The sequence below is a fragment of the Bradyrhizobium sp. dw_78 genome (assembly GCF_018449525.1).
In the GTDB taxonomy this organism is placed as follows: Bacteria; Pseudomonadota; Alphaproteobacteria; order Rhizobiales; family Xanthobacteraceae; genus Bradyrhizobium.
The window spans coordinates 124,547-148,396 of sequence record NZ_JAAVUS010000003.1 but is presented as its reverse complement, the minus strand read 5'-3'; the positions used below and the strand labels follow the sequence as shown (position 1 = coordinate 148,396).

Genomic DNA, 23,850 nt, shown 5'->3' with positions numbered 1-23,850 from the left:
GTCCGCGCAAAGCGCGGACCCGGTGGCGGGCCCCGGAATGACAGCTTCATGATCTCATTCTTACGAATGCAGCTTGCGCCGGGGACGGTTGCTTGGAGCGGGCGCAGCGCCGTGGGTCTCGCTGAACAGTTCCGCGAGTTTTTCCGTGATGGCGCCACCGAGTTCCTCGGCATCCACGATGGTAACCGCGCGGCGATAATAGCGCGTGACATCGTGGCCGATGCCGATCGCGATCAGCTCGACCGGCGAGCGGGTCTCGATCTCCTCGATGATGTGGCGCAGATGCCGCTCCAGGTAATTGCCGGGATTGACCGACAGCGTGGAATCGTCGACCGGGGCGCCATCGGAAATCATCATCAGGATCTTGCGCTGCTCGGGCCGAGCGAGCAGCCGCTTGTGCGCCCAGTCGAGCGCCTCGCCGTCGATATTCTCCTTGAGCAGGCCCTCGCGCATCATCAGCCCGAGATTCTTGCGCGAACGCCGCCACGGCGCGTCCGCCGCCTTGTAGATGATGTGACGGAGATCGTTGAGGCGTCCGGGATTGGCCGGCTTGCCGGCGGCAAGCCAGGCCTCGCGCGACTGGCCGCCCTTCCAAGCCCGCGTCGTAAAACCGAGGATCTCGACCTTGACGCCGCAGCGCTCCAGCGTCCGCGCCAGGATATCCGCGCAGGTCGCCGCCACCGTGATCGGCCTGCCGCGCATCGAGCCGGAATTGTCGAGCAGCAGCGTCACCACGGTATCGCGGAAGGTCGCTTCCTTTTCGTTCATGAACGACAACGGGTGATGGGGATCGGTCACCACGCGCGACAGCCGCGCCGGATCGAGGATGCCTTCCTCGAGGTCGAATTCCCAGGCGCGGTTCTGCTGCGCCATCAGGCGGCGCTGCAACCGGTTCGCCAGCCGCGCGACGATGCCTTGCAGATGCGCGAGCTGCTTGTCGAGATAGCTGCGCAGGCGCTCAAGTTCGTCGTGATCGCAAAGATCTTCGGCGGCGATGACCTCGTCGAATTTCGGCGCAAACGCATGATATTCCGGCCCGCGCGGCTCGTTGGCGCCACGCGTGTTCGGCCGCGTCGCCTCGCCCGGCGTCTCGTCGTCGCCGAGCTCGCCGTCGTCGAAGGTGTCGCTGGTCGAGGCTTGCGCGCTTTCCATCGCGCTTTCCGACATTTCGTCGGTTGTCGTCTGCGCCTGATCGGCGGTCATTTCCTGCGCCGCGTCGCTGTCGGGCGAGCCCTCGGAGCCCGACTGATCGCTCTCGCCATCCGGATTTTCGTCCTGGTTCTCGTCCTCGTCGGCCTCCGCGTCGCGGTCGTCGCCAAGATCGAGCGCCGACAACAGATCATGCACGAGATCGCCGAATTTCGCCTGATCCTCGGTGACGCGGCTCAACTGATCGAGACGCGAACCGATCTTGTCCTCCAGAATCGGCCGCCAGAGATCGACCATCTTGCGTGCCGCCACCGGCGGGGCGAGCCCGGTCAACCGCTCGCGCACCAGCATCGCCAGCGCGTCGGACAGCGGCGCATCGGCGCGATCGGTGATCTCATCGAACTTGCCGCGATGGAAGTGATCGTCGAGCATGGCGGTGAGATTCTTGGCGACCCCGGACATCCGCCGCGAGCCGATCGCTTCCACCCGCGCCTGCTCCACCGCCTCGAACACGCCGCGGGCCTGCGGGTTTCCCGGCATCAGCTTGCGATGCACTTTCGGGTCATGGCAGGCGAGCTTCAAGGCGATCGAGTCGGCATGGCCGCGCACGATGGCGGCATCGCGCCTGGTCATCTTGCGCGCCGGCTCCGGCAGCCGGGCCTTACCGGGCGACAGCCCCGGACGTTCGGCGGCGAACGTCACTTCGAGTTCAGGCGTTTTGGCGATCGCGCGCAGACAGGCCGCGACCGCGCGCTTGAACGGCTCGGTCGGCGCTTCCTTGGCTCCGGTACGGAATTTGATGTTGGAGGTGGTCATCTCGATCTCACCGTCGTCCCCGAGAAAGCGGGGACCCATAACCTCAGGAAAGAGTCGTTGAGCGCGGACGCGGTCCCAATCTTCGCAACAACCACGTCCTGTGGTTATGGGTCCCGGATCGCGCTCCGCTTGTCCGGGACCACATCATTGGTCATTGGTCCTTAGCTCAACGCCACGTTGACCGACGATTCCGTCAGCTCCGCGTTGAAGCAGCGCTGATAGAATTCGGCGACCAGCGGCCGTTCCAGTTCGTCGCATTTGTTGAGGAAAGTAACGCGGAACGCAAACCCGATATCGCTGAAGATCTCGGCGTTTTCCGCCCAGGTGATCACCGTGCGCGGACTCATCACCGTCGACAGATCGCCATTGGCGAAGGCGTTGCGGGTGAGATCGGCCAGCCGCACCATCTTGTTGACGATGTCGCGGCCTTCGGGATTGCGATAATGGCGCGCTTTCGCCAGCACGATCTCGACCTCTTCGTCATGGGCAAGATAATTCAGCGTGGTCACGATCGACCAGCGGTCCATCTGGCCCTGGTTGATCTGCTGGGTGCCGTGATAGAGGCCCGATGTGTCGCCGAGACCGACGGTGTTGGCGGTCGCGAACAGGCGGAAACACGGATGCGGCTTGATCACCTTGTTCTGGTCGAGCAGCGTCAGCCGGCCGGAGACTTCGAGCACGCGCTGGATCACGAACATCACGTCGGGGCGTCCGGCGTCATATTCGTCGAACACAAGCGCGATATTGTGCTGCAAAGCCCAGGGCAGGATGCCGTCGCGGAATTCGGTGACCTGCTTGCCGTCGCGGACGACAATGGAGTCCTTGCCGACCAGATCGATCCGGCTGATGTGGCTGTCGAGATTGACGCGCACGCAGGGCCAGTTCAGCCGCGCCGCCACCTGCTCGATATGCGTCGATTTGCCGGTGCCGTGATAGCCGGTGACCATGACGCGGCGGTTTCTGGAAAAGCCGGCCAGGATCGCAAGCGTGGTGGCGCGATCGAAACGGTAGTCGGCATCGACTTCCGGAACGTGCGGATCGCTCTCGGAATAGGCCGGGACTTCGAGGTCGCTGTCGATTCCGAAAACCTGACGGACCGACACCTTCATGTCGGGCAAGCCGGTGATTTCTGCTGATTTGGTCATGGCGGCGGTCGTCATCAGTCCTCCGGGGTCTCGGGCGGTCCCGAAACCAGATTGCGGTGTGGCTGCGGAAGGGTGCTATCCGAAACCTAGCAGAGAGCAACGGCGGGCAGAAGCCCGGAGGCCAATCAAAGTTCCATTGCCTTATCATCAAGATAGGCGCTGACGCTGGTTTTTGGAAGGCTGCCCTGCGATTCCCGCCGCACTTTCGGCTCGTTCGGCCCTGAGTCGCGGCGCAGGCCGGCACCGGCGGCACTTTCCCGCCCGGATAGGGGTTATGCTAGGCCTGCCGAATCGGGCGGCGATGCCAACGCGGGAATTGAGTGAGCTCCTATATCGAACCACTGGTCGCTTTCGCCTCGGCCCATGCGGGGCTGGCCTATTTCACGCTATTCCTGGCGGCGTTGCTGGAAGCCGTTCCCGTTGTCGGCTCGGTGGTGCCGGGCTCGACCATCATCCTGGCGCTGAGCGCGCTGGTGCCCGGCGGAGAATTGCGGATCGAATGGGTGTTGGCGGCAGCGATTGCCGGCGCGCTGCTGGGCGACGGCACAGCGTTCTGGATCGGTCACCGCAGCCAGCGCGAGATCCTCAACACTTGGCCGCTGGCGAATTATCCGCGGGTGATCGCGCAGAGCGCGGCGTTCTTTCATCGCTGGGGGGCGCTGGCGGTGTTCTTCGCCCGCTTCGTGCCGCCGATACGCGCGTTCGTGCCGATCACGGCCGGGGCGCTGGCGATGCCGCCGCTGCGATTCTACGCCGTCAACATCCCTGCGATCCTGCTGTGGGCGCCGGCACATGTGCTGCCGGGCGTGCTTGCGGTGTCGGCGCTCCACAAATATGCCGGGCTTCCGCCTCATGCCGGCCTGGGCAGGCATTATTGGATGCTGGCCGTGTTTGGCAGCGCAATCGTTATCGCGCTGGTCACCTGGGTGATCCGCCGCCGGCAGGGCGGCAACGCCATTGAACCGCCGCCCCGGCCGCTGTTCAGCCGTCCCGACGCTCACCGCGAGACGTGAATCGCGCCAACGTCAGCTGCGAACGACGGTCTTGAGATAATTATACGCCTTGATGATTTCGATCAGGCGATCCTCGGTGGAGCGGTCGCCGCCATTGGCGTCGGGATGATGCTGCTTCACCAGCGCCTTGTACTTCGTCTTGACGTCCTCGAGTGTCGCTTCGGCGCCGAGACCCATCACCTGCAACGCCTTGCGCTCGGCATTGAACACCTTGCGCGGCTCGCCCTTGACTTCGCTGTCCGCCGCGCCGGGACCCGGCCGCCAGCGTCCACGGCCGTTGAGCTCGCTGAACATATGAAACGGATCGGAGGCGCCTTCGAGATCAGCCTCGGCGTCGCCCTTGCCGCGCTTGGCGCTGGTGTTGGCGCCCATTTTCCAGGTCGGACGGTGGCCGGTCAGCGCATCCTTCTGATAGCGCGCGACCGCATCGGCATTCATGCCCTGGAAGAAATTATAGGACTGATTGTACTCGCGGACATGGTTAAGACAGAAGTGCCAATACTCCTTGTCCTGCAAGCGGCCCTTGGGCGCGCGATGCGGGCCCTTGTTGTTGCAGCCAGGCCATTCGCACCCGGTCGCGGCTTCGCGCGCCTGAGCCTGCTGCTTGGCGCTCAGCTTGTTGGGCTTGATGCGAATGGAATCGAAGAATTTGGATGAATCAATCGGCATGGCTGACTTTGACTACGCAATGCAAAAGGCTTCAAGTCTTGACATTGCGAATACCTCACTCCTGACACGCCATTGACGAATTGCAGCCGCGGTCGTATTGCCCAGACGATGAGCAGCAATCGACCCGTCAAGCAGGCTATCACAAACAAGTTGCGCGAAACTTTCGCACCGGAAAGTCTCGACGTCGCCGACGAGTCACATCTGCATGAAGGCCACGCCGGCCACGCGCCGGGCGGCGAGACGCATTTCCGAATCTATATTGTGTCGCCCGCGTTCGAAGGGAAGAGCCGAATCGAACGCCACCGCCTGATTAATGCGGCGCTGGTCGAGGAACTCGCAGGCCCCGTGCATGCGCTGGCGATCAGCGCGCAGACGCCGGGCGAAAAGAAAGACTGAGATTCCTGGTTCCGCCCTCGGCCATCGTCATTCCGGACGGCGCGAAGCGGCGATCCGGAATCTCGAGCCAATAACTTCTGGATTCCGGGTCCACGTTATCGCGTGTCCCGAAATGACAGTCGAGCTTGCCGCGGCCCTAGATGCCTTATCGGTTCTGATTGAATCAGACGCGGGCTCTACCATTTTGTTTTAACGCGTTTTCTTCACGCGAACCGCTATCCGCTTCGCTTTAAGATGCCGTGCCGGCCCGCTTCGGCTTTTTCCCCTCGCCCTCGGCCTCGCGCGGCACCGGCACGATTCGCAGCGCGGTGATGCGGTTGCGCTCGCGGCGCAGGACGCGGAAGCGGAAGCCGTGGAAGGTGAAGCTCTGGCCGCGTTCGGGGATCGAACGGGCCTCGTGAATCACGAGACCGGCGACGGTGGTCGCCTCTTCGTCGGGCAGACGCCAGTCCATCGCGCGGTTGAGATCGCGGATCGGCACCGAACCGTCCACCACCACGGAGCCGTCGGGCTGGGCGCGGACGCCCGCCACCACGACATCCTGCTCGTCGGAAATATCGCCGACGATTTCTTCCAGGATATCCTCCAGCGTCACGATACCCTCGACCTCGCCATACTCGTCGACGACCAGCGCGAAGTGGGTCTTGCGGCGGCGGAACGCTTTGAGCTGTTCGGATACCGAGCGCATCTCCGGCACGAACCAGGGCGGCAGCGCGATCGTCGAGACGTCGATCTTCGAGGTATCGCCGTCGGCGTTGCGGATCGCGCGCAACAGATCCTTGGCGTGCAGCACGCCGATGATGTTTTCGGGCTTGTCCCGCCAGAGCGGAATGCGGGTGTACTCGCTCGCCAGCACCTCGCGCACCAGTTCTTCCGCCGGCAGATCGGCGTTGATCATCACCATCTCGGTGCGATGGACCATCACGTCGGAGACCTGGAGCTCGCGCAAATCCAGCAATCCGCCGAACATGTCGCGGTCCTGCTTTTCGACCTTGCCCTCGTGATGCAACAAATCGACCGCGCCGCGCAGCCGTTCGGTCGGCGACAGGATCGGCTGGTTGGCGCCGATCCTGATCCCCAGCGCCCGCATCAACCCGCGGACGATCACCTCGACGACGGCGAGCAGCGGCCCGAGCAGATACACCATCAGCTTCATCGGGCGCGCGACCGCGAGCGAGACCCGGTCCGGCGCGTTGATGGCGATGGTCTTGGGCAGCACTTCGGCGAAAATGACGACCAGCGCCGTCATCACGCCGGTGGCGTAGAGCACGCCGACATCGCCGAACCACGCCGTGAAGATCCCGGTCGCCAGCACCGAGGCGCCGATATTGGCGATGTTGTTACCGAGCAGCAGCGCGCCGATCAGCCGTTCGCGCATCGCAAACAGGCTGGAGACGACGTCGGCATCGCGATTGCCCTGCTTCGACAGCCGCAGCATGCTGGCGCGCGAGGCGCCGGTCAGCGCGGTTTCGCTAGCCGCGAAAAAAGCGGATATCAAAAGACATACGATGACGATCGAGAGCGTGATCCAGTCCATGAGCTTTCAATTGCTCTGCGCCAGTTTGCGCGCCAGAAAATCACGAACCAAAGACGGTTGAATGTCAGGCGCGATGACGGCGCGTCCGATCGCCTCGAGCAGGATGAAGGTGAGACGGCCGCGCTTGACCTTCTTGTCCTGCGCCATCAGCGCCATCAGCGCGTCGGCATCCGCCAACCCTTCCTGGGTGAAGCCTGCTATATCCTGTAAATGGGTCGGCAGACCCGCTTCGGCAAGGTGATGCCGGATTCGGACCACATCCGATGCTCCGATCATGCCGAGCTGCGCGGAAAATTCGGCCGCCAGCACCATGCCGACGGCAACGCCTTCGCCATGAAACAGGCGATCGGAAAACCCGGTCGCGGCCTCCAGGGCGTGGCCGAACGTATGGCCGAGATTGAGCAGCGCCCGCTCGCCGGTCTCGCGCTCGTCGCGCGCCACGATCGCCGCCTTGGCGCGGCAGGAGGTAGCGATCGCGTGCTCCCGCGCCGCGCCGCCGGTGAAGATGCCGGCATGGTTGGCTTCGAGCCAGGTGAAAAACGCTTCGTCCCCGAGCAGGCCATATTTGGCGACCTCGGCGTAGCCGGCGCGGAACTGGCGCGGCGACAGGGTGTCGAGCACCGCGGTATCCGCCACCACCAGCACCGGCTGGTGAAATGCGCCGAGCAGGTTCTTGCCGCGAGGTGAATTGATTCCGGTCTTGCCGCCGACCGACGAATCGACCTGCGCCAGCAGCGACGTCGGCACCTGCACGAAATCGACGCCGCGGCGCAGGATCGCCGCCGCGAAACCGGCGAGATCGCCGACCACGCCGCCGCCCAGCGCCACCACTAGGTCGTTGCGCTCAATTTTGGCTGCGATCAGCGCCTCGCTGACCTGCTGGAGACCGGCGTAGCTCTTGGAACCCTCGCCTTCCTCGACCACGATGGCTGAGGTCGCAATGCCCGCTTCCGACAGCGCGGCCTCGGTCTGCTTCAGCCAATGTTTTGCCACCGTACGGTCGGTGACGATGGCGGTACGCGCGCCGGGCCGCAGCGCGGCGATACGGGCGCCGAGCGATTGCAGCACGTCGCGGCCGATGATGATGTCATAGGCGCGCTCGCCGAGCGCGACCTCGACGGTCAGGGAAGCAGAATGTTTCAGCGGCGCGGTCATCCGGTAGCGTCCAAGGTGTTCGGGGTCGCGGCGGTCGCGCCGCCGCACAGCCAGCCATGCAGGGCATCGAGGCATTCATCGACGATCTTGTCGTGCGGCACGTCGCGCGACCAGATGGTGAGATCGGCCTGCCGGTAGAACGGTTCGCGCTCGCCGATCAGACGATCGACCGTTCCAGCCGGATCGGCGGTCTTCAGCAGCGGCCGGTCGGCGCGGCGCTTGACCCGGCGCATGATGACATCGGCATCGGCCTTGAGCCAGATCGAGACCGCTTGGCGGCGAATCCGCTCGCGGGTATCCTCGCGCAGGAAGGCGCCGCCGCCGGTGGCAAGCACGCCGGGTCCGCTGTCGAGCAGCCGCGCGATTACCCGCGCCTCGCCATCCCTGAAATAGGGTTCGCCATAGGTTTCGAAAATGTCCGGGATCGACAGCCGGTGCGCGGCCTCGATTTCGATATCCGCGTCGAGGAACGGAAGCCGCAGCCGCGCCGCCAGCCTTCGCCCGACGGTCGACTTGCCGGCGCCCATCATGCCCACCAGCACGACCGAGCGCGTTCCCAGCGCCGAGATAATCCCGGCCTCCTGGGAAGCGCCAATGGGTGCCGGCAAGGCGGTCTCAGACATCAAAAAACCTTTTGTGGCGGATTTGCCGCATGGTCCGCCACCATACTACCCCCGCTGATACCGTTGCTAGAGCAGGATCCGGAAAACACGCCCTCGGACGACGGCCCGATGGGTGGACGCCGCCCTTGCAACGCCGGAACGAACATGATGGTGGTTGGTCACCTGCCGCTAAGCTGATGATTCCGTGATCAATACGCCTGCCAAAGGCCTTCGCCGATGCCCAGCCTGTTCCGCTTTCTGACGGTCGTCGCCCTCATCTGCGGGATTGTCTATGGGGTGATCTTCGCCCTCGCCAACTTCGTCAATCCGAAGCCGCGGCAAATGACCGTCACGATCCCGCCCGACAAATTTCTCAAGAAATAGAAGCTACGGTCCGGCTTGCGGATGCGAGCGGCGCATCCGGTGCGGCTTCGCCCTGACGGAGGGGCCGGCGCGTTGCGGGGACGGCGGTGACCGATGGGTTCCAAGAATCTGGGTTCCAAGAATTCTGACGCCAAGCTGATCGGCCTGTTCCTCGACATGCTGGCGGCGGAACAGGGCGCCGGCGACAACACGATCGATGCCTATCGCCGCGATCTCACCGACCTTTCCGAATTCCTCGGCCGCAGCGGCCAAACCCTTGCCAAGGCCGAAACCCAGGCGCTGCGCGACTACCTCGCCGATCTCGATACGCGCGGATTCAAGTCGTCGAGCGTGGCGCGAAGGCTGTCGGCGACCCGGCATCTGTTTCGTTTCCTGCTCAACGAACGCATCCGCAGCGACGATCCCGCGGCGATCCTGTCCGGCCCGAAGCGCGGCCGCGGCCTGCCCAAAGTGCTGTCGATATCGGACGTCGACCGCCTGCTGACGCGCGCCAAGGAGCTTGCCGCCGTGCCGGAGGCTTCCGCGCAGCAACGGCTTCGCGCGATCCGCCTCTATTGCCTGCTCGAAGTGCTCTACGCTACCGGCCTTCGGGTCTCCGAACTGGTGGCGCTGCCGCTGTCGGCCTCGCGCCGCGATACCAGCATGATCGTGGTGCGCGGCAAGGGCGGCAAGGAACGGCTGGTGCCGCTGAACCAGGCTTCGCGGCAGGCGATGGTCGATTACCTTGCGGCGATGCAGGGGCTCAAGGGCGAAAAGAACAAAGGCGCCCCGGCATCAAAAGACAATCCGGCCTCGCCGGCCTCGAAATGGCTGTTTCCGTCCTTTGGCGAAAGCGGGCACCTGACCCGTCAGCATTTCGCGCGCGACCTGAAGGAACTGGCAGCCTCTACCGGGCTCGCCCCGCGGCTGGTCAGCCCGCATGTGCTGCGCCACGCCTTCGCCAGCCACCTCCTGCACAACGGCGCGGACCTGCGCATCGTGCAGACACTGCTCGGCCACACCGATATCTCGACCACCCAGATTTATACCCATGTGGTCGAGGAGCGCCTGAAAAGCCTGGTGCGCGACCTGCATCCGCTGGCGGAGAAATAACCTCACGCCGAAGCACTGCCTTGCCGGGACACCTCGACTTGGCACCTTGACTTGGGCGCGTTCTGCCGCGAAAGAGCCATCCGCCCGCCTGCGGGCGTTTCCGCCAGCGTCCCACCGAACCGGCCTCACCGCACCCCGAAATACACGCTAACCAATTGAAGATCATTACCTTCTTCAAATCGCCCGAAGCCGCTTCGCGCCGAATCGCGTTCGTCCTTATATTGCTTTGATGCCGGATCACATGCGCAGCTATCTCGACTTTGAAAAGCCCGTCGCCGAACTCGACTCCAAGGTCGACGAACTGCGCATGCTGGCGGTGACCGGCAGCGACATCAACGAGGAAATTTCGCGGCTGGAGGAGAAGTCGGCGCAGGCGCTGAGCGACCTCTACGCCAATCTGACGCCGTGGCAGAAGACGCTGGTCGCGCGGCATCCGCAGCGGCCGCATTTGACCGATTTCATCGGCGGCCTGATCACCGAATTCACCCCGCTCGCCGGCGACCGCAAATTCGGCGAGGACGCCGCGCTGATCGGCGGCTTCGGCCGTTTCCACGGCGAGAGCATCTGCGTGATGGGCCAGGAAAAGGGCGCCAGCACCGAATCCCGCATCAAGCATAATTTCGGCATGGCGCGCCCCGAAGGCTACCGCAAGGCGGTGCGCCTGATGGAGATGGCGGAGCGCTTCGGCATTCCCGTGCTGTCGATCGTCGATTCCGCCGGCGCCTATCCCGGCATCGGCGCCGAGGAGCGCGGACAGGCCGAGGCGATCGCGCGGTCGACCGACGCCTGCCTGGCGCTGCGCGTGCCCAATGTCGCGATCATCACCGGCGAGGGCATGTCCGGCGGCGCCATCGCGATCACGACGGCCAACCGCGTCCTGATGCTCGAACATGCCATTTACAGCGTGATCTCGCCGGAAGCGGCGTCCTCGATCCTGTGGCGCGACGGGACCAAGGCCCAGGAAGCGGCGACCAGCATGAAGATCACGGCGCAGGACATGCTGCGGTTTGGCGTGATCGATTCCATCCTGAAGGAGCCGCCGGGCGGCGCCCATCGCGACCCGCAAGCCATGATCGCGGCCACCGGCGAGGCGATCGCCCAAGCCTTCAGCGAGCTGCGCGGCCTTAGCCCAGACGCGATCCGCCAGCAGCGACGTCAGAAATTCCTCGATATCGGCCGGAAGCTGGCCTGAGCGGCGCGGCCGCGGCTTTGCGCCTGACCCTCGGCGCGGACTAGAACCGCTTGCATCTTGCAAAAATCGGCGGTTTTGGCCGCAATTAGGCCCACAGCCCGGTATTTAATCCTTGTTGACCATGCCGGGCCAGGAACCCGCTGCCACGCCCCGGTCGGCTTGCGAGCGGGGGACCCGAAGAGTAGTATTTTAAACAATGGCTTCAGGGCACGGACACTATAGTTGGGGCGTGGAATTGCCCGTTGGGTGTGGAGCTTCGCATTGATCCATCGCTCGCTGGTTCGCGCACTTATCACATCGGTCGCGCTGGCGGCCGGTGCGCTGCTGGCCGGCTGCAACAGCGACGAAGTCTCGCTCGCCAATAACGCCAAGGCCAATCAACCGGTTTCCCCGAAGCTGGTCGCCGCGATCAACGAAAAGAACATGGATCTGCAGTCGCCGATCCTGGTCCGGCTGTTCAAGGAAGAGGCGGAACTGGAGATCTGGAAGCAGGACCGGTCCGGCCGCTTCGCGCTCCTGAAAACCTATCCGATCTGCCGCTGGTCGGGCGATCTGGGCCCCAAGGTCCGCGAGGGCGACCGCCAGGCGCCGGAGGGCTTTTACTCGATCTCGCCGGCGCAGATGAACCCGCAATCGGCCTATTATCTTTCGTTCAACACCGGCTTCCCCAACGCCTTCGACAAGGCGCTGGGCCGCACCGGCTCCGAACTGATGGTGCATGGCGACTGCTCGTCGCGCGGCTGCTACGCCATGACCGACGAACAGATCGCGGAAATCTATTCGCTGGGGCGGGAATCATTCTTCGGCGGCCAGCGCGCCTTCCAGTTCCAGGCCTATCCGTTCCGGATGACGCCGGTGAACATGGCTAGGCACCGCAACAACCCGAACATGCCGTTCTGGCGCATGATCAAGGAAGGCAACGATCATTTCGAGGTGACGAAACAGGAGCCGAAGGTCGATTTCTGCGAAAAGAAATACGTCTTTGACGCGGCGAGGGCGCCAAATGCGACCAAGGACCCTGTGTTCGATGCCTCGGCCAAATGCCCGGCCTATGTGATCCCGGATGAAATCGCCGACGCCGTGCGCCAGAAACAGGAGCAGGACGACGCCGAATTCGCCAAGCTGGTTTCCAAGGGAACGCCGGTCGCGAGGATGAATACCGGGATCGACGGCGGCATGAACAAGATCTTCGCCGCGGCGCTGCCCGACGGCAACACCGGATTGTCCGAAGGCGGCCAAGGCCTTTCGCTGGTGCATGAGCGGCTGCCCGGAACGATCCCGATCGATCACGTCAATCCGCCGCACCCGCCGAATCTGGCGCAGCCCGACGAACAGCAGCCGGTCGTTGCGGTCACGCCGCCGGCAACGAGAGTGGCCGCGGCAGCACCGAATGCAAATGCGCCATCTGACGGATTCTTCCATAACCTGGCCCACAAGGTCGGCTTCGGCGCCGCGGCCGCCGACACCACGGCGGCCATGCCACCGCCGCCTCCCGCCGCTCCGGCCAAGCCGAAAGTGATCGAAGCCCGACGCGGCGTGCCGGCACGCCCCGAGGCGGCAAAACCCGAAACCCAGCAAGCCGCGACCAAGCCGGCACCGAAACCCTCGGCAACCGATAAGCCCGCAACGGCTGCGGCGGCCCCTGCACAACAAGACACGCTGGTCGCTGGCGCTCAGCCGGTCGTGCAGTCGAACTCATTCAACAGCCGCTTCTCGGCGACGCGCTAACAGGCGGTCGTTCCGGGGAATGCCATTTCCGGAGAATGCCATCGGGTCCGCGGAAGCCGCAGCCCGATGAAGTAGCCGTGAAGTACCGTCGTCATTCCGGTTCGATGTACAGCATCGCATCGAACCCGGAATCGCGAGATTCCCCGATGCGCAATTGCGCGTCTGGGGTCTAAGTCCCTGCGGACCATCCCGGAATGACGGTGGGGCTTAATGGTTGCTACGCATCCAATTATCACAAGATCTTAAGTGATGATGTCAGCGTATCTCGCCTGATTCGCTCAGGCATATCTGCCGTGGCAGTGCTTGTACTTCTTGCCGGAGCCGCAGGGGCAGTCCTCGTTGCGGCCGACCTTGCCCCAGGTCGCCGGATTTTTGGGATCGCGGGCAGCGGTTACCGCCGGCACTAGCGAAGCGTCGGCGAAGGCCATTTCGTCTTCCCCGGTGTTCGGATCGAGCTTGTGCGCTTCCATCGCCAGCAGCACCGGCTGTGGCTCTTCCGGCGGCACGATCTCGACGCGCATCAGTTGCGCCGTCACCGCCTCGCGCAGGTGAGCGATCATCGCCTCGAACAGGCTGAAGGCTTCCGACTTGTACTCCTGCAACGGATCGCGCTGGCCGTAGCCGCGCAGCCCGATCACCTGACGCAGATGATCGAGCATCACCAGGTGCTCGCGCCATAGATGATCCAGCGTTTGCAGCAGGATCGTCTTTTCGACATAACGCATCACGTCCGGGCCCCATTGCGCCACCTTGGCCGCCATGTGCTCGTCGACGCGGCTCTCGATGCGCGACAGCAATTCCTCGTCGGCGATGCCTTCTTCCTTGGCCCATTCATCGACCGGCAGATCGATCTCGAGGACGCGCTTCAATTCTTCCTTCAGGCCGGCAACGTCCCATTGCTCGGCATAGGCGTGTTCGGGCACGTGCTTGGTGACGACGTCCTCGACAAAAGCGTGTCGCATGTCGGCGACAGTCTCGGCGACACTGTCATCCTTCATCAGATCGACGCGCTGCTCGAAGATCACCTTGCGCTGATCGTTCTGGACGTCGTCATATTTCAGCAGATTCTTGCGGATGTCGAAGTTGCGCGCCTCGACCTTCTGCTGCGCTTTCTCCAGCGCCTTGTTGATCCAGGGATGGATGATGGCCTCGCCCTCTTTCAGGCCAAGCCGCGTCAGCATGGTGTCGAGCCGGTCGGAGCCGAAAATCCGCATCAGATCGTCTTCCAGCGACAGGAAGAATTTCGAGCGTCCGGGATCGCCCTGGCGTCCCGAGCGGCCGCGCAACTGGTTGTCGATGCGCCGCGATTCATGGCGCTCGGAGCCGATGATGTAGAGCCCGCCCGGCCGGGTCACGGTCCTGGCCGGCTTCGATCCCTTGGCGGGTTCGATCTCGATGACATCCTCGGCCTTGAGCACGATGTTGCGGAAGCGTTCGATATCGGCCTTGATCTGCTCGATCTTGGCGGCCTTCTCGGCCTCGTCGGTGATACCGCCGGTCTCCTGCTGGATCCGCATCTCGAGCGAGCCGCCGAGCTTGATGTCGGTGCCGCGGCCGGCCATGTTGGTCGCGATCGTGATCGCGCCGGGCACGCCGGCTTCCGCGACGATATAGGCTTCCTGCTCGTGGAAGCGCGCATTCAACACCGCGAACAGCTTGGCCGGCTTGCCGGCGCGGGCTGCTGCGTAAAGCTTGTCCATTCCGGATTCGGCGCCGAAATCGATCTGCTTGTAGCCGTTCTTTTTCAGGTACTCGGCCAGCACCTCGGATTTTTCGATCGAAGCGGTGCCGACCAATACCGGTTGCAGCCGCGCGTTGGCGCGTTCGATCTCGGCCATGATCGCCCCATGTTTCTCGTTCTGGGTGCGATAGACCTCATCGTCTTCGTCGAGACGCGCCACCGGCAGGTTGGTCGGGATCTCCACCACTTCGAGCTTGTAGATGTCGAATAATTCGTCGGCTTCGGTCAGCGCCGTGCCGGTCATGCCGGAGAGCTTCTCGTACATCCGGAAATAATTCTGGAAGGTGATCGAGGCCAGCGTCTGGTTTTCCGGCTGGACCTGGACATGCTCCTTGGCTTCCAACGCCTGGTGCAGACCCTCGGAATAGCGGCGGCCCTGCATCATGCGGCCGGTGAACTCGTCGATGATGACGACCTCGCCGTCGCGGACGATGTAATCCTTGTCGCGCTGGAACAGCGAATGCGCGCGCAGCGCCTGGTTGATATGATGCACCACCGAGACGTTCTCGACGTCATAGAGCGAATCGCCCTTGAGCTGGCCGGCGTCGCGCAGCAGAACTTCGATCTTTTCCATGCCGGCTTCGGTCAGCGTCACCGAACGCTGCTTCTCGTCGACCTCGTAATCGGCGACCTTTTGCAGCTTCGGCATGAAGGTGTCGATGGTGTTGTAGAATTCCGAGCGGTCGTCGAGCGGCCCGGAAATGATCAGCGGCGTGCGCGCCTCATCGATCAGGATCGAATCGACCTCGTCGACGATGGCGTAGAAGTGACCGCGCTGGACCATGTCCTCCAGGCGGTACTTCATGTTGTCGCGCAGATAGTCGAAGCCGTATTCGTTGTTGGTGCCGTAGGTGATGTCGCGCGCGTAGGCTTCCTTGCGCTCGGCGTCGTCGAGGCCGTGGACGATCACGCCGGTGGTGAGGCCGAGGAAACCGTAGATCTGCCCCATCCAGCCGGAGTCGCGGCTGGCGAGGTAGTCGTTGACGGTGACGACGTGGACGCCCTTGCCGGCCAGCGCGTTGAGATAGACCGCCAGCGTCGCGACCAGCGTCTTGCCTTCGCCGGTCTTCATCTCGGCGATATCGCCTTCGTGCAGCACCATGCCGCCGATCAACTGCACATCGAAATGCCGTTGGCCGAGCGTGCGCTTCGCCGCCTCGCGGACGGTCGCGAAGGCCGGCACCAGAAGGTCGTCGAGGGTCTTGCCTTCCGCCAGCGCCTTGCGGAATTCGCCGGTGCGCGCTTTCAGCGCTTCGTCGGACAACGCCGCGATTTCGGGCTCAAGCGCATTGATGGCATCGACCCGGGCTTGATACCCTTTGACCCGCCGGTCGTTGGCGGAACCGAAAAACCTCCGGGCAAGCGCGCCGATCATACCAAATTCCTGTCTGTGCGGGTCGGCGTAGCAGCCATAAATCGGTTCACCGGGGCACCTATCAACTCGTCGTGACACATCACGGCGCTGGCCCCGATCCGGCAGCGACCGTCAAATGAGCTGGAATTCAGCAATCCAAGGTTCAGCGGCCAGAAGCACAGCCGACAAACGCCCTTGCCGCTGTCCGGGTTTCGGCAGAGATATGGCTGGGTCCGGGCCTTGTCAACAACGCGAAGCTGTCAAGGAATTCATCCTTTATGACAGACTTTCGCGTTGCCAAGGCCCCGCGATTGGGCGAGTGTCCGCCCGCTCAAACAGCCCCAAAAGGATCTTTCATGACCACCTCGTTTCCGGAAACGAAAACCGGCCTGCGCCTTGGCCTGGCCTCTGCCGCAATGGCGGGCTGTCTCGCAATGATTCTGTTCGCAAACTCCCCGGTGCGCGCCGACGACGCCAACCCGGTGCTCGCCAAGGTCAATGGCTCGGAGATCCGCCAGAGCGACATGGCGATCGCTGAAGAGGAACTGGGGCCGAGCCTCGACAAGATGGATCCCGCGACCAAGCAGGAAAACCTGATCGCGTTCCTGATCGACATGAAACTCGTCGCCAAGGCGGCCGAGGACAAGAAGGTCGAAGACAGCGAGGAGTTCAAGAAGCGGCTCGCTTTCGCCCGTAACCGGCTGTTGATGGACAGCCTGCTGGCGACCGAAGGCAAGGCGGCGACCACCGACGATGCCATGAAGAAGGTCTATGACGACGCCGCCAAGCAGATCACCGGCGAGCAGGAAGTCCATGCCCGGCATATCCTGGTCGAGACCGAGGACGAGGCCAAGGAAATCGAGAAGGAACTCAAGAACGGCGCCGATTTCGCCGAGTTGGCCAAGAAGAAATCCAAGGATCCGGGCGCGTCGGACGGCGGCGATCTCGGTTTCTTCACCAAGGACCAGATGGTGCCGGAATTCTCCGCCGTCGCCTTCGCGCTCGAACCCGGCAAGATTTCCGACCCGGTGAAGTCGCAATTCGGCTGGCACATCATCAAGGTCGAGGAAAAGCGCAACCGCCAGGCGCCCGACTTCAACCAGGTCAAGGCCCAGATCGAGACCTATGTCGCGCGCAAGGCGCAGGCCGATTACGTCGCCAAGCTGCGGGAAGGCGCCAAGATCGAGCGTCTGGACCAGGCCGCCAACACGCCGGCGACCCCGGCCGCCCCGGCGCCCGACGCGGCGAAGGACTCCAAGATGGCGCCCGCCAAGAAGTAAAAATCTGCTGTCACTTCTTCGCAGCCAATAGTATTTAGCATCGTGATGGCCGGGCTTGTCCCGGCCATCACCGTCTTAAACCTCGTTACGCGAGCAAAGACGTGGTGAGCAAAGTATGGCTGGCCGGAAGCGCGGACAAATTTACGCATCTGCGCGCAAGGCGGACCGTTATGTTCTGAGTCCTGACGACTGATTTCATCCTGCTGTTTTGCGGAATTCACGCATGTCCACTGCCGTCTCCCCGCTCGCCCCGACCGATGTCCCCGATATGCCCGTCGTCGACGGGGTGAAGCTCGCCACCGCCGCCGCCGGCATTCGCTACAAGGGCCGCACCGACGTGCTGCTCGCCATGATGGATCCCGGCACCACGGTCGCCGGCGTGTTCACCAAATCGAAATGCCCGTCGGCTCCGGTCGAGTGGTGCCGCAGCAAGCTTTCCGGCGGCGGCAAGGCGCGGGCGCTGGTGGTGAATTCCGGCAACGCCAACGCGTTCACCGGCAAAAGCGGCCGGCAGGCGACGGCGCTGACCGCCCAGATCGCCGCCAAGGCGCTGCGATGCGGCGTGGGCGAGGTGTTTCTCGCCTCGACCGGCGTGATCGGCGAGCCGCTCGATGCGACCAAATTCGACGGTGTGCTCGGCTCGCTCGCCGAACAGGCCGTATCGGGCGAATGGATGGAAGCGGCCAGGGCGATCATGACCACCGACACCTTCCCCAAGGTTGCGACCGCTAGGGTGAAGCTCGGCAAGGCCACGGTCACGATCAACGGCATGGCCAAGGGCGCCGGCATGATCGCGCCCGACATGGCGACGATGCTGTCGTTCATCTTCACCGATGCGCCGATCTCAGCCGGCGCGCTGCAATCGCTGCTCAAGGCCGGCGTCGACGACACGTTCAACGCCGTCACCATCGACGGCGACACCTCGACATCGGATACGCTGCTGGCGTTTGCCACCGGCGCGGCCGCCGCGCATGGGGCGCCGAAGATCAGCCGCGCCAGCGACCCGCGCCTGAAGGCATTCACCAAGGCCTTCCACGCTGTGCTCGCCGATCTCGCCGAACAGGTCGCCCGCGACGGCGAAGGCGCGCGCAAGCTGGTCGAAATCGTGGTCGAGGGCGCGACGACGAAAGCATCCGCGCGCAGGATCGCGATGTCGATCGCGAATTCGCCGCTGGTGAAGACGGCGATCGCCGGCGAGGACGCCAATTGGGGCCGCGTGGTGATGGCGGTCGGCAAGGCCGGCGAGCCCGCCAACCGCGACAAGCTCGCGATCTCCTTCAACGGCATCCGCGTCGCCAAAAGCGGCGCGCGCGATCCGTCCTATGACGAGGCGGAAGTTTCCGCCGCGATGAAGAATCCGAAGATCCAGATCAAGGTCGGGCTGGGCCTGGGCAAAGGCCGCGACCGCGTGCTGACCTGCGACCTCACCAAGGAATATGTCGCGATCAACGGCGATTACCGCTCATGAACCCGAAGGCATGCGCCGAGCATGGCTGATCTCAAGCTCACCCTCGTCGTGGCCTGCGCGCTGGTCGATGCCGACAAGCGGGTGCTGATCGCGCAGCGCCCCGAAGGCAAGGCGATGGCTGGCCTGTGGGAATTTCCCGGCGGCAAGATCGAGCCCGGCGAGCGGCCGGAACAGACGCTGATCCGCGAATTGCAGGAAGAGATCGGCATCACCGTGAGCGAGCCATGCCTGGCGCCGCTGACCTTCGCCAGCCACGCCTATGAGAATTTTCATCTGCTGATGCCGCTCTATATCTGCCGGCGCTGGGAAGGGATCGCGATCGCGCGCGAGGGCCAGAACCTGGCCTGGGTCCGCGCCAATAAATTGCGCGACTATCCGATGCCGGCGGCGGACATTCCGCTGATCCCGCATCTGGTCGATTTGCTGATGTGAGGCGGAGGCGCAACGCCCCTGATCGTCATGTGCGGGCTTGACCGGCGCATCCATCGACCTCCGGGAAGAGTTGTTACCAGGCGGATGGATTGCCGGGTTCAAGCCCGACAATGACAATGGCTGGATTTCGCCGCACGTCGGTTCAAGTCTTCGGCGCCCGCTTCACCGCCGCTTCCAGGCTGGCTTTCGCCGATCCCGGCTTCAGCGGCTTGGGCTGGCTCTCATGCGGCGCCCAGCCCGACAGCCAGATCACATCGAAGGTGGCGCGGATGCGGCCGTCCGCGTCGGCGAAACGCTCACTGTAAATCTGCGCCATCCGCAACAGCGTCGCGCGGCGGGTCGGCGTTCGCCGCCGCTCGAACAGGATATTGGTCGCGCCCATGCGCCGCAGATCGGCCATCAGCGCGAACGCGTTGTCGTAGCGCACCACAAGGTGATCGAGATCGGTGACCGGCAGCGCGAAACCAGCGCGTTGCAACAGGCCTCCCACGTCGCGCAGATCGGCGAATGGCGCGACGCGCGGCGAGACGCCGCCTTCGCGCTCGGCCTCCGCCGCGGCAAAGGATTGCCGGAGTTCCGTCAATGTGTCGCCGCCGATCATCGCCGCCAGCAGCAGCCCATCGGGCTTCAAGGCGCGGCGGATCTGGCTGAGCACGCCCGGCAGGTCGTTGACGAATTGAAAAGCCAGCCCGGAGATGGCGAGATCGAGCGATGCCGGCCGCAGCGGCAGCGCCTCCCGCGGCGAGCCATCGGGATCGACATGCGTCGCGCTCTTGAAGCGATCGCGGACCGGCCCCCGCAGCAAATCGCCCGGCGTCCAGACATCCGCGACATCGGAGAAATCGCGCAGCACCGCTTGCAGCCGCTCGCCGATGTCTTCCGCGACCCGATCCAGCAGGAACATCGCGGGCCCAAGCTTACGCGCGCGGCTTTGCCGCGTTTGCAGCAGGGCGCGGTCGAACAGCAGGGGTGCGGCAGTGGCTTCGCTGGTGTTGGCCATGCGCGTTGGTACGCCGCCCGCCCCTGTTCTGGCAATCCGGCGCGCTTGAGCGCCCGGCGCGCCAAGGCTAACCTTACCGCCTATGGAAGCCGAAACCCTGCCATCCCGGTCGATCTCCGGCCATTTGCGCGGCGCGCTCGGCGCTTGCCGCGGGGCGTGGTCGCAGGCGGCAAAACTCGCGCTCGATATCGCGCTGCCGACGCTGTGCGTGGCTTGCCGCGAGCCGGTCAGCGGTGAAGGCGTCTGCGCGGCCTGCTGGGCCAAGATGTCGTTCATTGCGCCGCCGTTTTGCCCGCGGCTCGGCATTCCCTTCATTTACGATCCCGGTCCTGAATTGCTGTCGATGGAAGCGATCGCCAACCCGCCGGCCTATGCGCGCGCCCGCGCCGCGGTGCGCTATGACGACGTCGCGCGCGTGCTGGTGCATGCGCTGAAATACCAGGACCGCACCGACCTGGCCCCCACGATGGGCCGCTGGATGGCACGCGCCGGCCACGAACTGCTCGAGCAAGCCGACATCCTGGTCCCGGTCCCGCTGCATTGGCGGCGCGGCTGGTCGCGCCGTTACAACCAGTCGGGCGCGCTGGCGCGGGTGATCGAGCGGCAGAGCGGCGTCAGGCTGGCTTCGGAAGCGCTGCGGCGGGTGCGGCCGACCGAGCAGCAGGTCGGGCTGTCGCGCGCGCAACGCGCCAGCAATGTGCAGGGCGCGTTCAAGGTCGCGAACGACCGCAACGGCGACATTGCAGGCCGCCGCGTGGTCCTGATCGACGATGTCCTGACCTCCGGAGCCACCGTCGACGCCTGCGCGCGGGCGCTGTTGCGCGCCAAGGCGGCTTCCGTCGACGTGCTGGTGTTTGCGCGGGTTGTGGATACCCATAAAACTCCCATATAATTCAGGCTCCTTTGCAAACCCGAGCAAGCCATGACCGCTGCCATCGAAATCTACACCCGTCCGGGCTGCGGCTATTGCAGCGCGGCCAAGTCGCTGTTGACGCGGAAGAAAACCGCGTTCACCGAACTCAACGTCGCGACCGATCCCGCGCTGCGCCAGCAAATGTATGACCGCGCCGGCGCCGGCTCGACCTTCCCGCAAATCTTTATCGGCGAACTCCATGTCGGCGGCTGCGACGAGCTTTACGCGCTCGACCGCGAGGGCAAGCTCGATGCGTTGCTCGCCGGCGAAAAGGCCAGCTCATGAGCACCGACCTCAGCTTCACCGCCGCCATGGTGCAGATGCGCACCGGGCTGTTGCCGGAGCCAAACCTCGAACAGGGCAGCAGGTTGATCCGCGAAGCCGCGGCCCAGGGCGCCGATTATGTGCTGACGCCCGAGGTCAGCAACATGATGCAATTGAACCGCACGGCGCTGTTCGAGCATCTCGCCGCCGAGGAAGACGATCTCTCGCTGAAAGCCTATCGCGCGCTCGCGGCCGAACTGAAGATCCACCTGCATATCGGCTCGCTGGCCTTGCGCGCTTCCGCCGAACGGGCCGTCAATCGCTCGTTCCTGATCGGACCGGACGGCGGTGTGATCGCGAGCTACGACAAGATCCACATGTTCGACATCGATCTGGGGAACGGCGAGAGCTATCACGAATCCGCCAATTATCAGCCGGGCGAAACCGCCGTGATCGCGGATCTGCCGTGGGGCCGCATGGGCCTGACGATCTGCTACGACGTGCGTTTTCCGGCGCTGTACCGCGCGCTGGCCGAAGCCGGCGCGTCGTTTCTTACCGTGCCCTCCGCCTTCACCCGCAAGACCGGCGAGGCGCATTGGCATACGCTGTTGCGCGCCCGCGCCATCGAGAATGGCTGCTTCGTGTTCGCGGCGGCGCAGGCCGGCCTGCACGAGAACAAGCGCGAGACCTATGGCCATTCGCTGATCGTCGCGCCCTGGGGCGAAATCCTTGCCGAAGGCGGTGTCGAGCCCGGCGTTTTCCTGGCCAAGATCGATCCGGCGAGGGTCGAGGCCGCGCGCAAGGCGATCCCGTCGTTGCAGCATGGAAGGCGCTTCAGCGTCGCCGATCCCAAGGCAGGGCCCGAACATCTGCACCTGGTGCGGGGCTCGGCATGATCCACTACAACCTGCGCTGCGAGCGCGGCCATGCATTCGAAAGCTGGTTTCAAAGTTCCTCGGCGTATGAGGCGCAGGAGAAGCGCAAGCTGATCGGCTGTCCGGTCTGCGGTTCCGACAGGATCGAGCGCGCCATCATGGCCCCGCAGATCGTCGGCAAGAAGGGCCGCGGCGACGCCGTTCCCGCGCCGGCGCCCGTCGCCGCCGAGACTGCAGCAGCGCCGGCGGCTGCGGCGACGCCGCTGATGATGGCGCAGGAGCGCGAGTTGCGCGCCAAACTCAAGGAATTGCGCGATCACATCGTCAAGAACGCCGACAATGTCGGCGAGCGCTTTCCGAACGAAGCCCGCAAGATGCATTATGGCGATATCGAGCATCGCCCGATCTATGGCGAGGCCTCGCCCGACGAAGCCCGCGCGTTGGTCGAGGAAGGTATCGAGGTGTCGCCGCTGCCGGTACTGCCCGACGATAGGAATTGACGCGTCAGCGTCATTCCGGGGCACGCGTCTTCGCGTGAGCCCGGAATCTCGAGATTCTCCGATGTGCCATTGCACATCGGAGTTCGATGTTTTGCATCGCCCCGGAATGACGACGCGGGTTCTACACCGCTACCAACATCCCGACCCCAACCACGATCAGCGCGATGCCGGAAAGCTCGCGCGCCGAGAGCGGCTGCTTGAACGAGTAATACGCCACGGCTTGCGCGAACAGCACCTCGATCAGCGCCAGCGTGCGCACATTGGCAGCGGCGGTGAGTGCGAACGCCAGGAACCAGAATTGCGAAGCGAACGCGCCCATGAAGCCGGCGAACAATGACGGCCGCCACAGGCCGACAATTTTCCGCAATATCCCGGGCGCGCGCGCCAGCAGATAGATGGTCAGCACCAGCGTCTGCACGAACAGGCCGAGCACCAGCGTGTAAGACGCGGCCGTCACGAAAGAAACGCCCGGCACGGTGAGGATGGCGCCGCGAAAACCGATCGCCGACAAGGCAAACGCCGCCGCCGCGACCAGGCCGGTGACGGTCGGCTTCAGTTCGGCGAAGCTTTTTTCCGCGCCCGGCCGCAGCGCGGTGATGATCACGCCGACCGATGCAATCAGGATCGCGATCACTTTCAGAACGGTGAGATGATCGCCGAGAAAGACGAAGCCGAAGATCGCAGTCTGGATCGCCTCGGTCTTGAGATAGGCCGTCGTCACCACGAACGAGCGGTCGTTCATGGCGAGCAGCATCAAGCCGGTGGCGACGATCTGGCTGAGCGCGCCCAGCATCAACCACGGCCAGAACGCCGCGAACGGCCACGGCACGGCGTCGCCGGTCGCAAGAATCACCGCGAGGAAGAAAACCAGCGAGAACGGGAAGCCGAACAGAAAGCGGATGTTGGTCGCGCCCCAGGTGCCGAGCGGCCCGGTCAGGCTGCGCTGCATCGCATTACGCGCGACCTGTCCCAGCGCGGCAATGATCGTAAAGGGAATCCAGAGCGCGGCGATGCTGATCATGCAGGGGGATTTGGCTGGCGGCTAAAGTCGGCCGCCGTGCCGGGCATGGCTGACGCGGTCAACCAAACCCGCGCATGACGAGCCTGTCGTCCCTGCGAACGCAGGGACGACACATCAAAAAACT

Annotated in this window: 22 protein-coding genes; 13 read left to right on the top strand and 9 right to left on the bottom strand. The window is 64.2% G+C overall.

Annotated features, from left to right (window positions below; translation table 11 throughout):
* Positions 1 to 60: 60 nt before the first annotated feature.
* Positions 61 to 1,965, bottom strand: a complete 1,905-nt coding sequence (gene cobT, locus HB630_RS09845; RefSeq protein WP_213772052.1) for a cobaltochelatase subunit CobT — start codon at positions 1,963 to 1,965, stop codon at positions 61 to 63.
* 161 nt (positions 1,966 to 2,126) lie between these two features.
* Positions 2,127 to 3,125, bottom strand: coding sequence for a cobaltochelatase subunit CobS (cobS, locus tag HB630_RS09840; protein WP_213772051.1), 999 nt, complete (start codon positions 3,123 to 3,125; stop codon positions 2,127 to 2,129).
* A gap of 305 nt (positions 3,126 to 3,430) precedes the next feature.
* Between cobS and HB630_RS09835 the strand changes: the two genes are divergently transcribed.
* Positions 3,431 to 4,123: a VTT domain-containing protein gene (locus tag HB630_RS09835; protein ID WP_213772050.1), complete on the top strand. Its 693-nt coding sequence runs from the start codon at positions 3,431 to 3,433 to the stop codon at positions 4,121 to 4,123.
* A gap of 12 nt (positions 4,124 to 4,135) precedes the next feature.
* Here HB630_RS09835 and HB630_RS09830 read toward each other — a convergent pair whose 3' ends face one another.
* Entirely contained in the window at positions 4,136 to 4,792 is a 657-nt protein-coding gene (locus tag HB630_RS09830; RefSeq protein ID WP_213772049.1) for a DnaJ domain-containing protein, read from the bottom strand.
* A 108-nt stretch (positions 4,793 to 4,900) separates the two neighbouring features.
* Here HB630_RS09830 and HB630_RS09825 point away from each other — a divergent pair, with 108 nt between their 5' ends.
* The gene (locus HB630_RS09825; protein WP_213772399.1) at positions 4,901 to 5,188 is read left to right on the top strand and encodes a BolA family protein; all 288 of its coding nucleotides are present in this window, start codon (positions 4,901 to 4,903) and stop codon (positions 5,186 to 5,188) included.
* Between the two features lie 229 nt (positions 5,189 to 5,417).
* Here the strand turns inward: HB630_RS09825 and HB630_RS09820 are convergent, their stop codons facing one another.
* Genes HB630_RS09820 through HB630_RS09810 form a run of 3 tightly spaced genes read right to left on the bottom strand, consistent with a single transcriptional unit; the run spans position 5,418 to position 8,503 of the window.
* On the bottom strand, positions 5,418 to 6,725 hold the full coding sequence (locus HB630_RS09820) for an HlyC/CorC family transporter (RefSeq protein ID WP_213772048.1): 1,308 nt from the start codon (positions 6,723 to 6,725) through the stop codon (positions 5,418 to 5,420).
* A gap of 6 nt (positions 6,726 to 6,731) precedes the next feature.
* Positions 6,732 to 7,880 carry a 3-dehydroquinate synthase gene (aroB, locus tag HB630_RS09815; protein WP_213772047.1) on the bottom strand — a complete coding sequence of 383 codons (1,149 nt, stop codon included), beginning with the start codon at positions 7,878 to 7,880 and terminating at the stop codon, positions 6,732 to 6,734.
* Positions 7,877 to 8,503, bottom strand: coding sequence for a shikimate kinase (locus HB630_RS09810; protein ID WP_213772046.1), 627 nt, complete (start codon positions 8,501 to 8,503; stop codon positions 7,877 to 7,879). Before HB630_RS09810 ends, aroB begins: the two co-directional genes overlap by 4 nt.
* Before the next feature lie 216 nt (positions 8,504 to 8,719).
* Between HB630_RS09810 and HB630_RS09805 the strand changes: the two genes are divergently transcribed.
* The 4 genes from HB630_RS09805 (at position 8,720) to HB630_RS09790 (ending at position 12,878) form a co-directional block, all read left to right on the top strand.
* Entirely contained in the window at positions 8,720 to 8,866 is a 147-nt protein-coding gene (locus HB630_RS09805) for a histidine kinase (protein WP_213772045.1), read from the top strand.
* Positions 8,867 to 8,974: 108 nt separating this feature from the next.
* Positions 8,975 to 9,958 (top strand): site-specific tyrosine recombinase, encoded by a 984-nt coding sequence (locus HB630_RS09800; protein WP_213772398.1) that lies wholly within the window; start codon positions 8,975 to 8,977, stop codon positions 9,956 to 9,958.
* Between the two features lie 229 nt (positions 9,959 to 10,187).
* Complete coding sequence (locus HB630_RS09795; protein ID WP_213772044.1) at positions 10,188 to 11,150, top strand: acetyl-CoA carboxylase carboxyltransferase subunit alpha; 963 nt, start codon at positions 10,188 to 10,190, stop codon at positions 11,148 to 11,150.
* 261 nt (positions 11,151 to 11,411) lie between these two features.
* Positions 11,412 to 12,878 (top strand): murein L,D-transpeptidase family protein, encoded by a 1,467-nt coding sequence (locus HB630_RS09790; protein WP_213772043.1) that lies wholly within the window; start codon positions 11,412 to 11,414, stop codon positions 12,876 to 12,878.
* 278 nt (positions 12,879 to 13,156) lie between these two features.
* Here HB630_RS09790 and secA read toward each other — a convergent pair whose 3' ends face one another.
* Positions 13,157 to 15,994, bottom strand: coding sequence for a preprotein translocase subunit SecA (gene secA / locus HB630_RS09785; protein WP_213772042.1), 2,838 nt, complete (start codon positions 15,992 to 15,994; stop codon positions 13,157 to 13,159).
* Positions 15,995 to 16,329: 335 nt separating this feature from the next.
* Between secA and HB630_RS09780 the strand changes: the two genes are divergently transcribed.
* From HB630_RS09780 to mutT, 3 genes are all read left to right on the top strand, one after another.
* Complete coding sequence (locus tag HB630_RS09780) at positions 16,330 to 17,253, top strand: peptidylprolyl isomerase (RefSeq protein ID WP_213772041.1); 924 nt, start codon at positions 16,330 to 16,332, stop codon at positions 17,251 to 17,253.
* Between the two features lie 223 nt (positions 17,254 to 17,476).
* The gene (gene argJ, locus HB630_RS09775) at positions 17,477 to 18,721 is read left to right on the top strand and encodes a bifunctional glutamate N-acetyltransferase/amino-acid acetyltransferase ArgJ (protein ID WP_213772040.1); all 1,245 of its coding nucleotides are present in this window, start codon (positions 17,477 to 17,479) and stop codon (positions 18,719 to 18,721) included.
* Between the two features lie 21 nt (positions 18,722 to 18,742).
* Entirely contained in the window at positions 18,743 to 19,153 is a 411-nt protein-coding gene (gene mutT / locus HB630_RS09770) for an 8-oxo-dGTP diphosphatase MutT (protein WP_213772039.1), read from the top strand.
* A 142-nt stretch (positions 19,154 to 19,295) separates the two neighbouring features.
* Here the strand turns inward: mutT and HB630_RS09765 are convergent, their stop codons facing one another.
* Positions 19,296 to 20,153: a methyltransferase domain-containing protein gene (locus HB630_RS09765; RefSeq protein ID WP_213772038.1), complete on the bottom strand. Its 858-nt coding sequence runs from the start codon at positions 20,151 to 20,153 to the stop codon at positions 19,296 to 19,298.
* An 82-nt stretch (positions 20,154 to 20,235) separates the two neighbouring features.
* Here HB630_RS09765 and HB630_RS09760 point away from each other — a divergent pair, with 82 nt between their 5' ends.
* Genes HB630_RS09760 through HB630_RS09745 form a run of 4 tightly spaced genes read left to right on the top strand, consistent with a single transcriptional unit; the run spans position 20,236 to position 22,705 of the window.
* A complete protein-coding gene (locus HB630_RS09760; protein ID WP_213772037.1) occupies positions 20,236 to 21,045 on the top strand; it encodes a ComF family protein in 810 nt (269 codons plus the stop codon).
* Between the two features lie 30 nt (positions 21,046 to 21,075).
* The gene (gene grxC / locus HB630_RS09755; protein WP_213772036.1) at positions 21,076 to 21,351 is read left to right on the top strand and encodes a glutaredoxin 3; all 276 of its coding nucleotides are present in this window, start codon (positions 21,076 to 21,078) and stop codon (positions 21,349 to 21,351) included.
* Positions 21,348 to 22,226: a carbon-nitrogen hydrolase family protein gene (locus HB630_RS09750; RefSeq protein ID WP_213772035.1), complete on the top strand. Its 879-nt coding sequence runs from the start codon at positions 21,348 to 21,350 to the stop codon at positions 22,224 to 22,226. The genes grxC and HB630_RS09750 overlap by 4 nt, the downstream gene beginning before the upstream one ends.
* The gene (locus HB630_RS09745) at positions 22,223 to 22,705 is read left to right on the top strand and encodes a DUF1178 family protein (RefSeq protein ID WP_213772034.1); all 483 of its coding nucleotides are present in this window, start codon (positions 22,223 to 22,225) and stop codon (positions 22,703 to 22,705) included. The genes HB630_RS09750 and HB630_RS09745 overlap by 4 nt, the downstream gene beginning before the upstream one ends.
* A 121-nt stretch (positions 22,706 to 22,826) precedes the next feature.
* Here the strand turns inward: HB630_RS09745 and HB630_RS09740 are convergent, their stop codons facing one another.
* Positions 22,827 to 23,726 carry an EamA/RhaT family transporter gene (locus tag HB630_RS09740; protein ID WP_213772033.1) on the bottom strand — a complete coding sequence of 300 codons (900 nt, stop codon included), beginning with the start codon at positions 23,724 to 23,726 and terminating at the stop codon, positions 22,827 to 22,829.
* Between the last annotated feature and the right edge of the window lie 124 nt (positions 23,727 to 23,850).

Coding starts and splice junctions, on each gene's coding strand:
- cobT (WP_213772052.1), bottom strand. CDS start 1,965: ATGACCACCTCCAACATCAAATTCCGTACCGGAGCCAAGGAAGCGCCG.
- cobS (WP_213772051.1), bottom strand. CDS start 3,125: ATGACGACCGCCGCCATGACCAAATCAGCAGAAATCACCGGCTTGCCC.
- HB630_RS09830 (WP_213772049.1), bottom strand. CDS start 4,792: ATGCCGATTGATTCATCCAAATTCTTCGATTCCATTCGCATCAAGCCC.
- HB630_RS09825 (WP_213772399.1), top strand. CDS start 4,901: ATGAGCAGCAATCGACCCGTCAAGCAGGCTATCACAAACAAGTTGCGC.
- HB630_RS09820 (WP_213772048.1), bottom strand. CDS start 6,725: ATGGACTGGATCACGCTCTCGATCGTCATCGTATGTCTTTTGATATCC.
- aroB (WP_213772047.1), bottom strand. CDS start 7,880: ATGACCGCGCCGCTGAAACATTCTGCTTCCCTGACCGTCGAGGTCGCG.
- HB630_RS09810 (WP_213772046.1), bottom strand. CDS start 8,503: ATGTCTGAGACCGCCTTGCCGGCACCCATTGGCGCTTCCCAGGAGGCC.
- HB630_RS09805 (WP_213772045.1), top strand. CDS start 8,720: ATGCCCAGCCTGTTCCGCTTTCTGACGGTCGTCGCCCTCATCTGCGGG.
- HB630_RS09795 (WP_213772044.1), top strand. CDS start 10,188: ATGCCGGATCACATGCGCAGCTATCTCGACTTTGAAAAGCCCGTCGCC.
- secA (WP_213772042.1), bottom strand. CDS start 15,994: ATGATCGGCGCGCTTGCCCGGAGGTTTTTCGGTTCCGCCAACGACCGG.
- HB630_RS09780 (WP_213772041.1), top strand. CDS start 16,330: ATGACCACCTCGTTTCCGGAAACGAAAACCGGCCTGCGCCTTGGCCTG.
- argJ (WP_213772040.1), top strand. CDS start 17,477: ATGTCCACTGCCGTCTCCCCGCTCGCCCCGACCGATGTCCCCGATATG.
- mutT (WP_213772039.1), top strand. CDS start 18,743: ATGGCTGATCTCAAGCTCACCCTCGTCGTGGCCTGCGCGCTGGTCGAT.
- HB630_RS09765 (WP_213772038.1), bottom strand. CDS start 20,153: ATGGCCAACACCAGCGAAGCCACTGCCGCACCCCTGCTGTTCGACCGC.
- HB630_RS09760 (WP_213772037.1), top strand. CDS start 20,236: ATGGAAGCCGAAACCCTGCCATCCCGGTCGATCTCCGGCCATTTGCGC.
- grxC (WP_213772036.1), top strand. CDS start 21,076: ATGACCGCTGCCATCGAAATCTACACCCGTCCGGGCTGCGGCTATTGC.
- HB630_RS09750 (WP_213772035.1), top strand. CDS start 21,348: ATGAGCACCGACCTCAGCTTCACCGCCGCCATGGTGCAGATGCGCACC.
- HB630_RS09745 (WP_213772034.1), top strand. CDS start 22,223: ATGATCCACTACAACCTGCGCTGCGAGCGCGGCCATGCATTCGAAAGC.
- HB630_RS09740 (WP_213772033.1), bottom strand. CDS start 23,726: ATGATCAGCATCGCCGCGCTCTGGATTCCCTTTACGATCATTGCCGCG.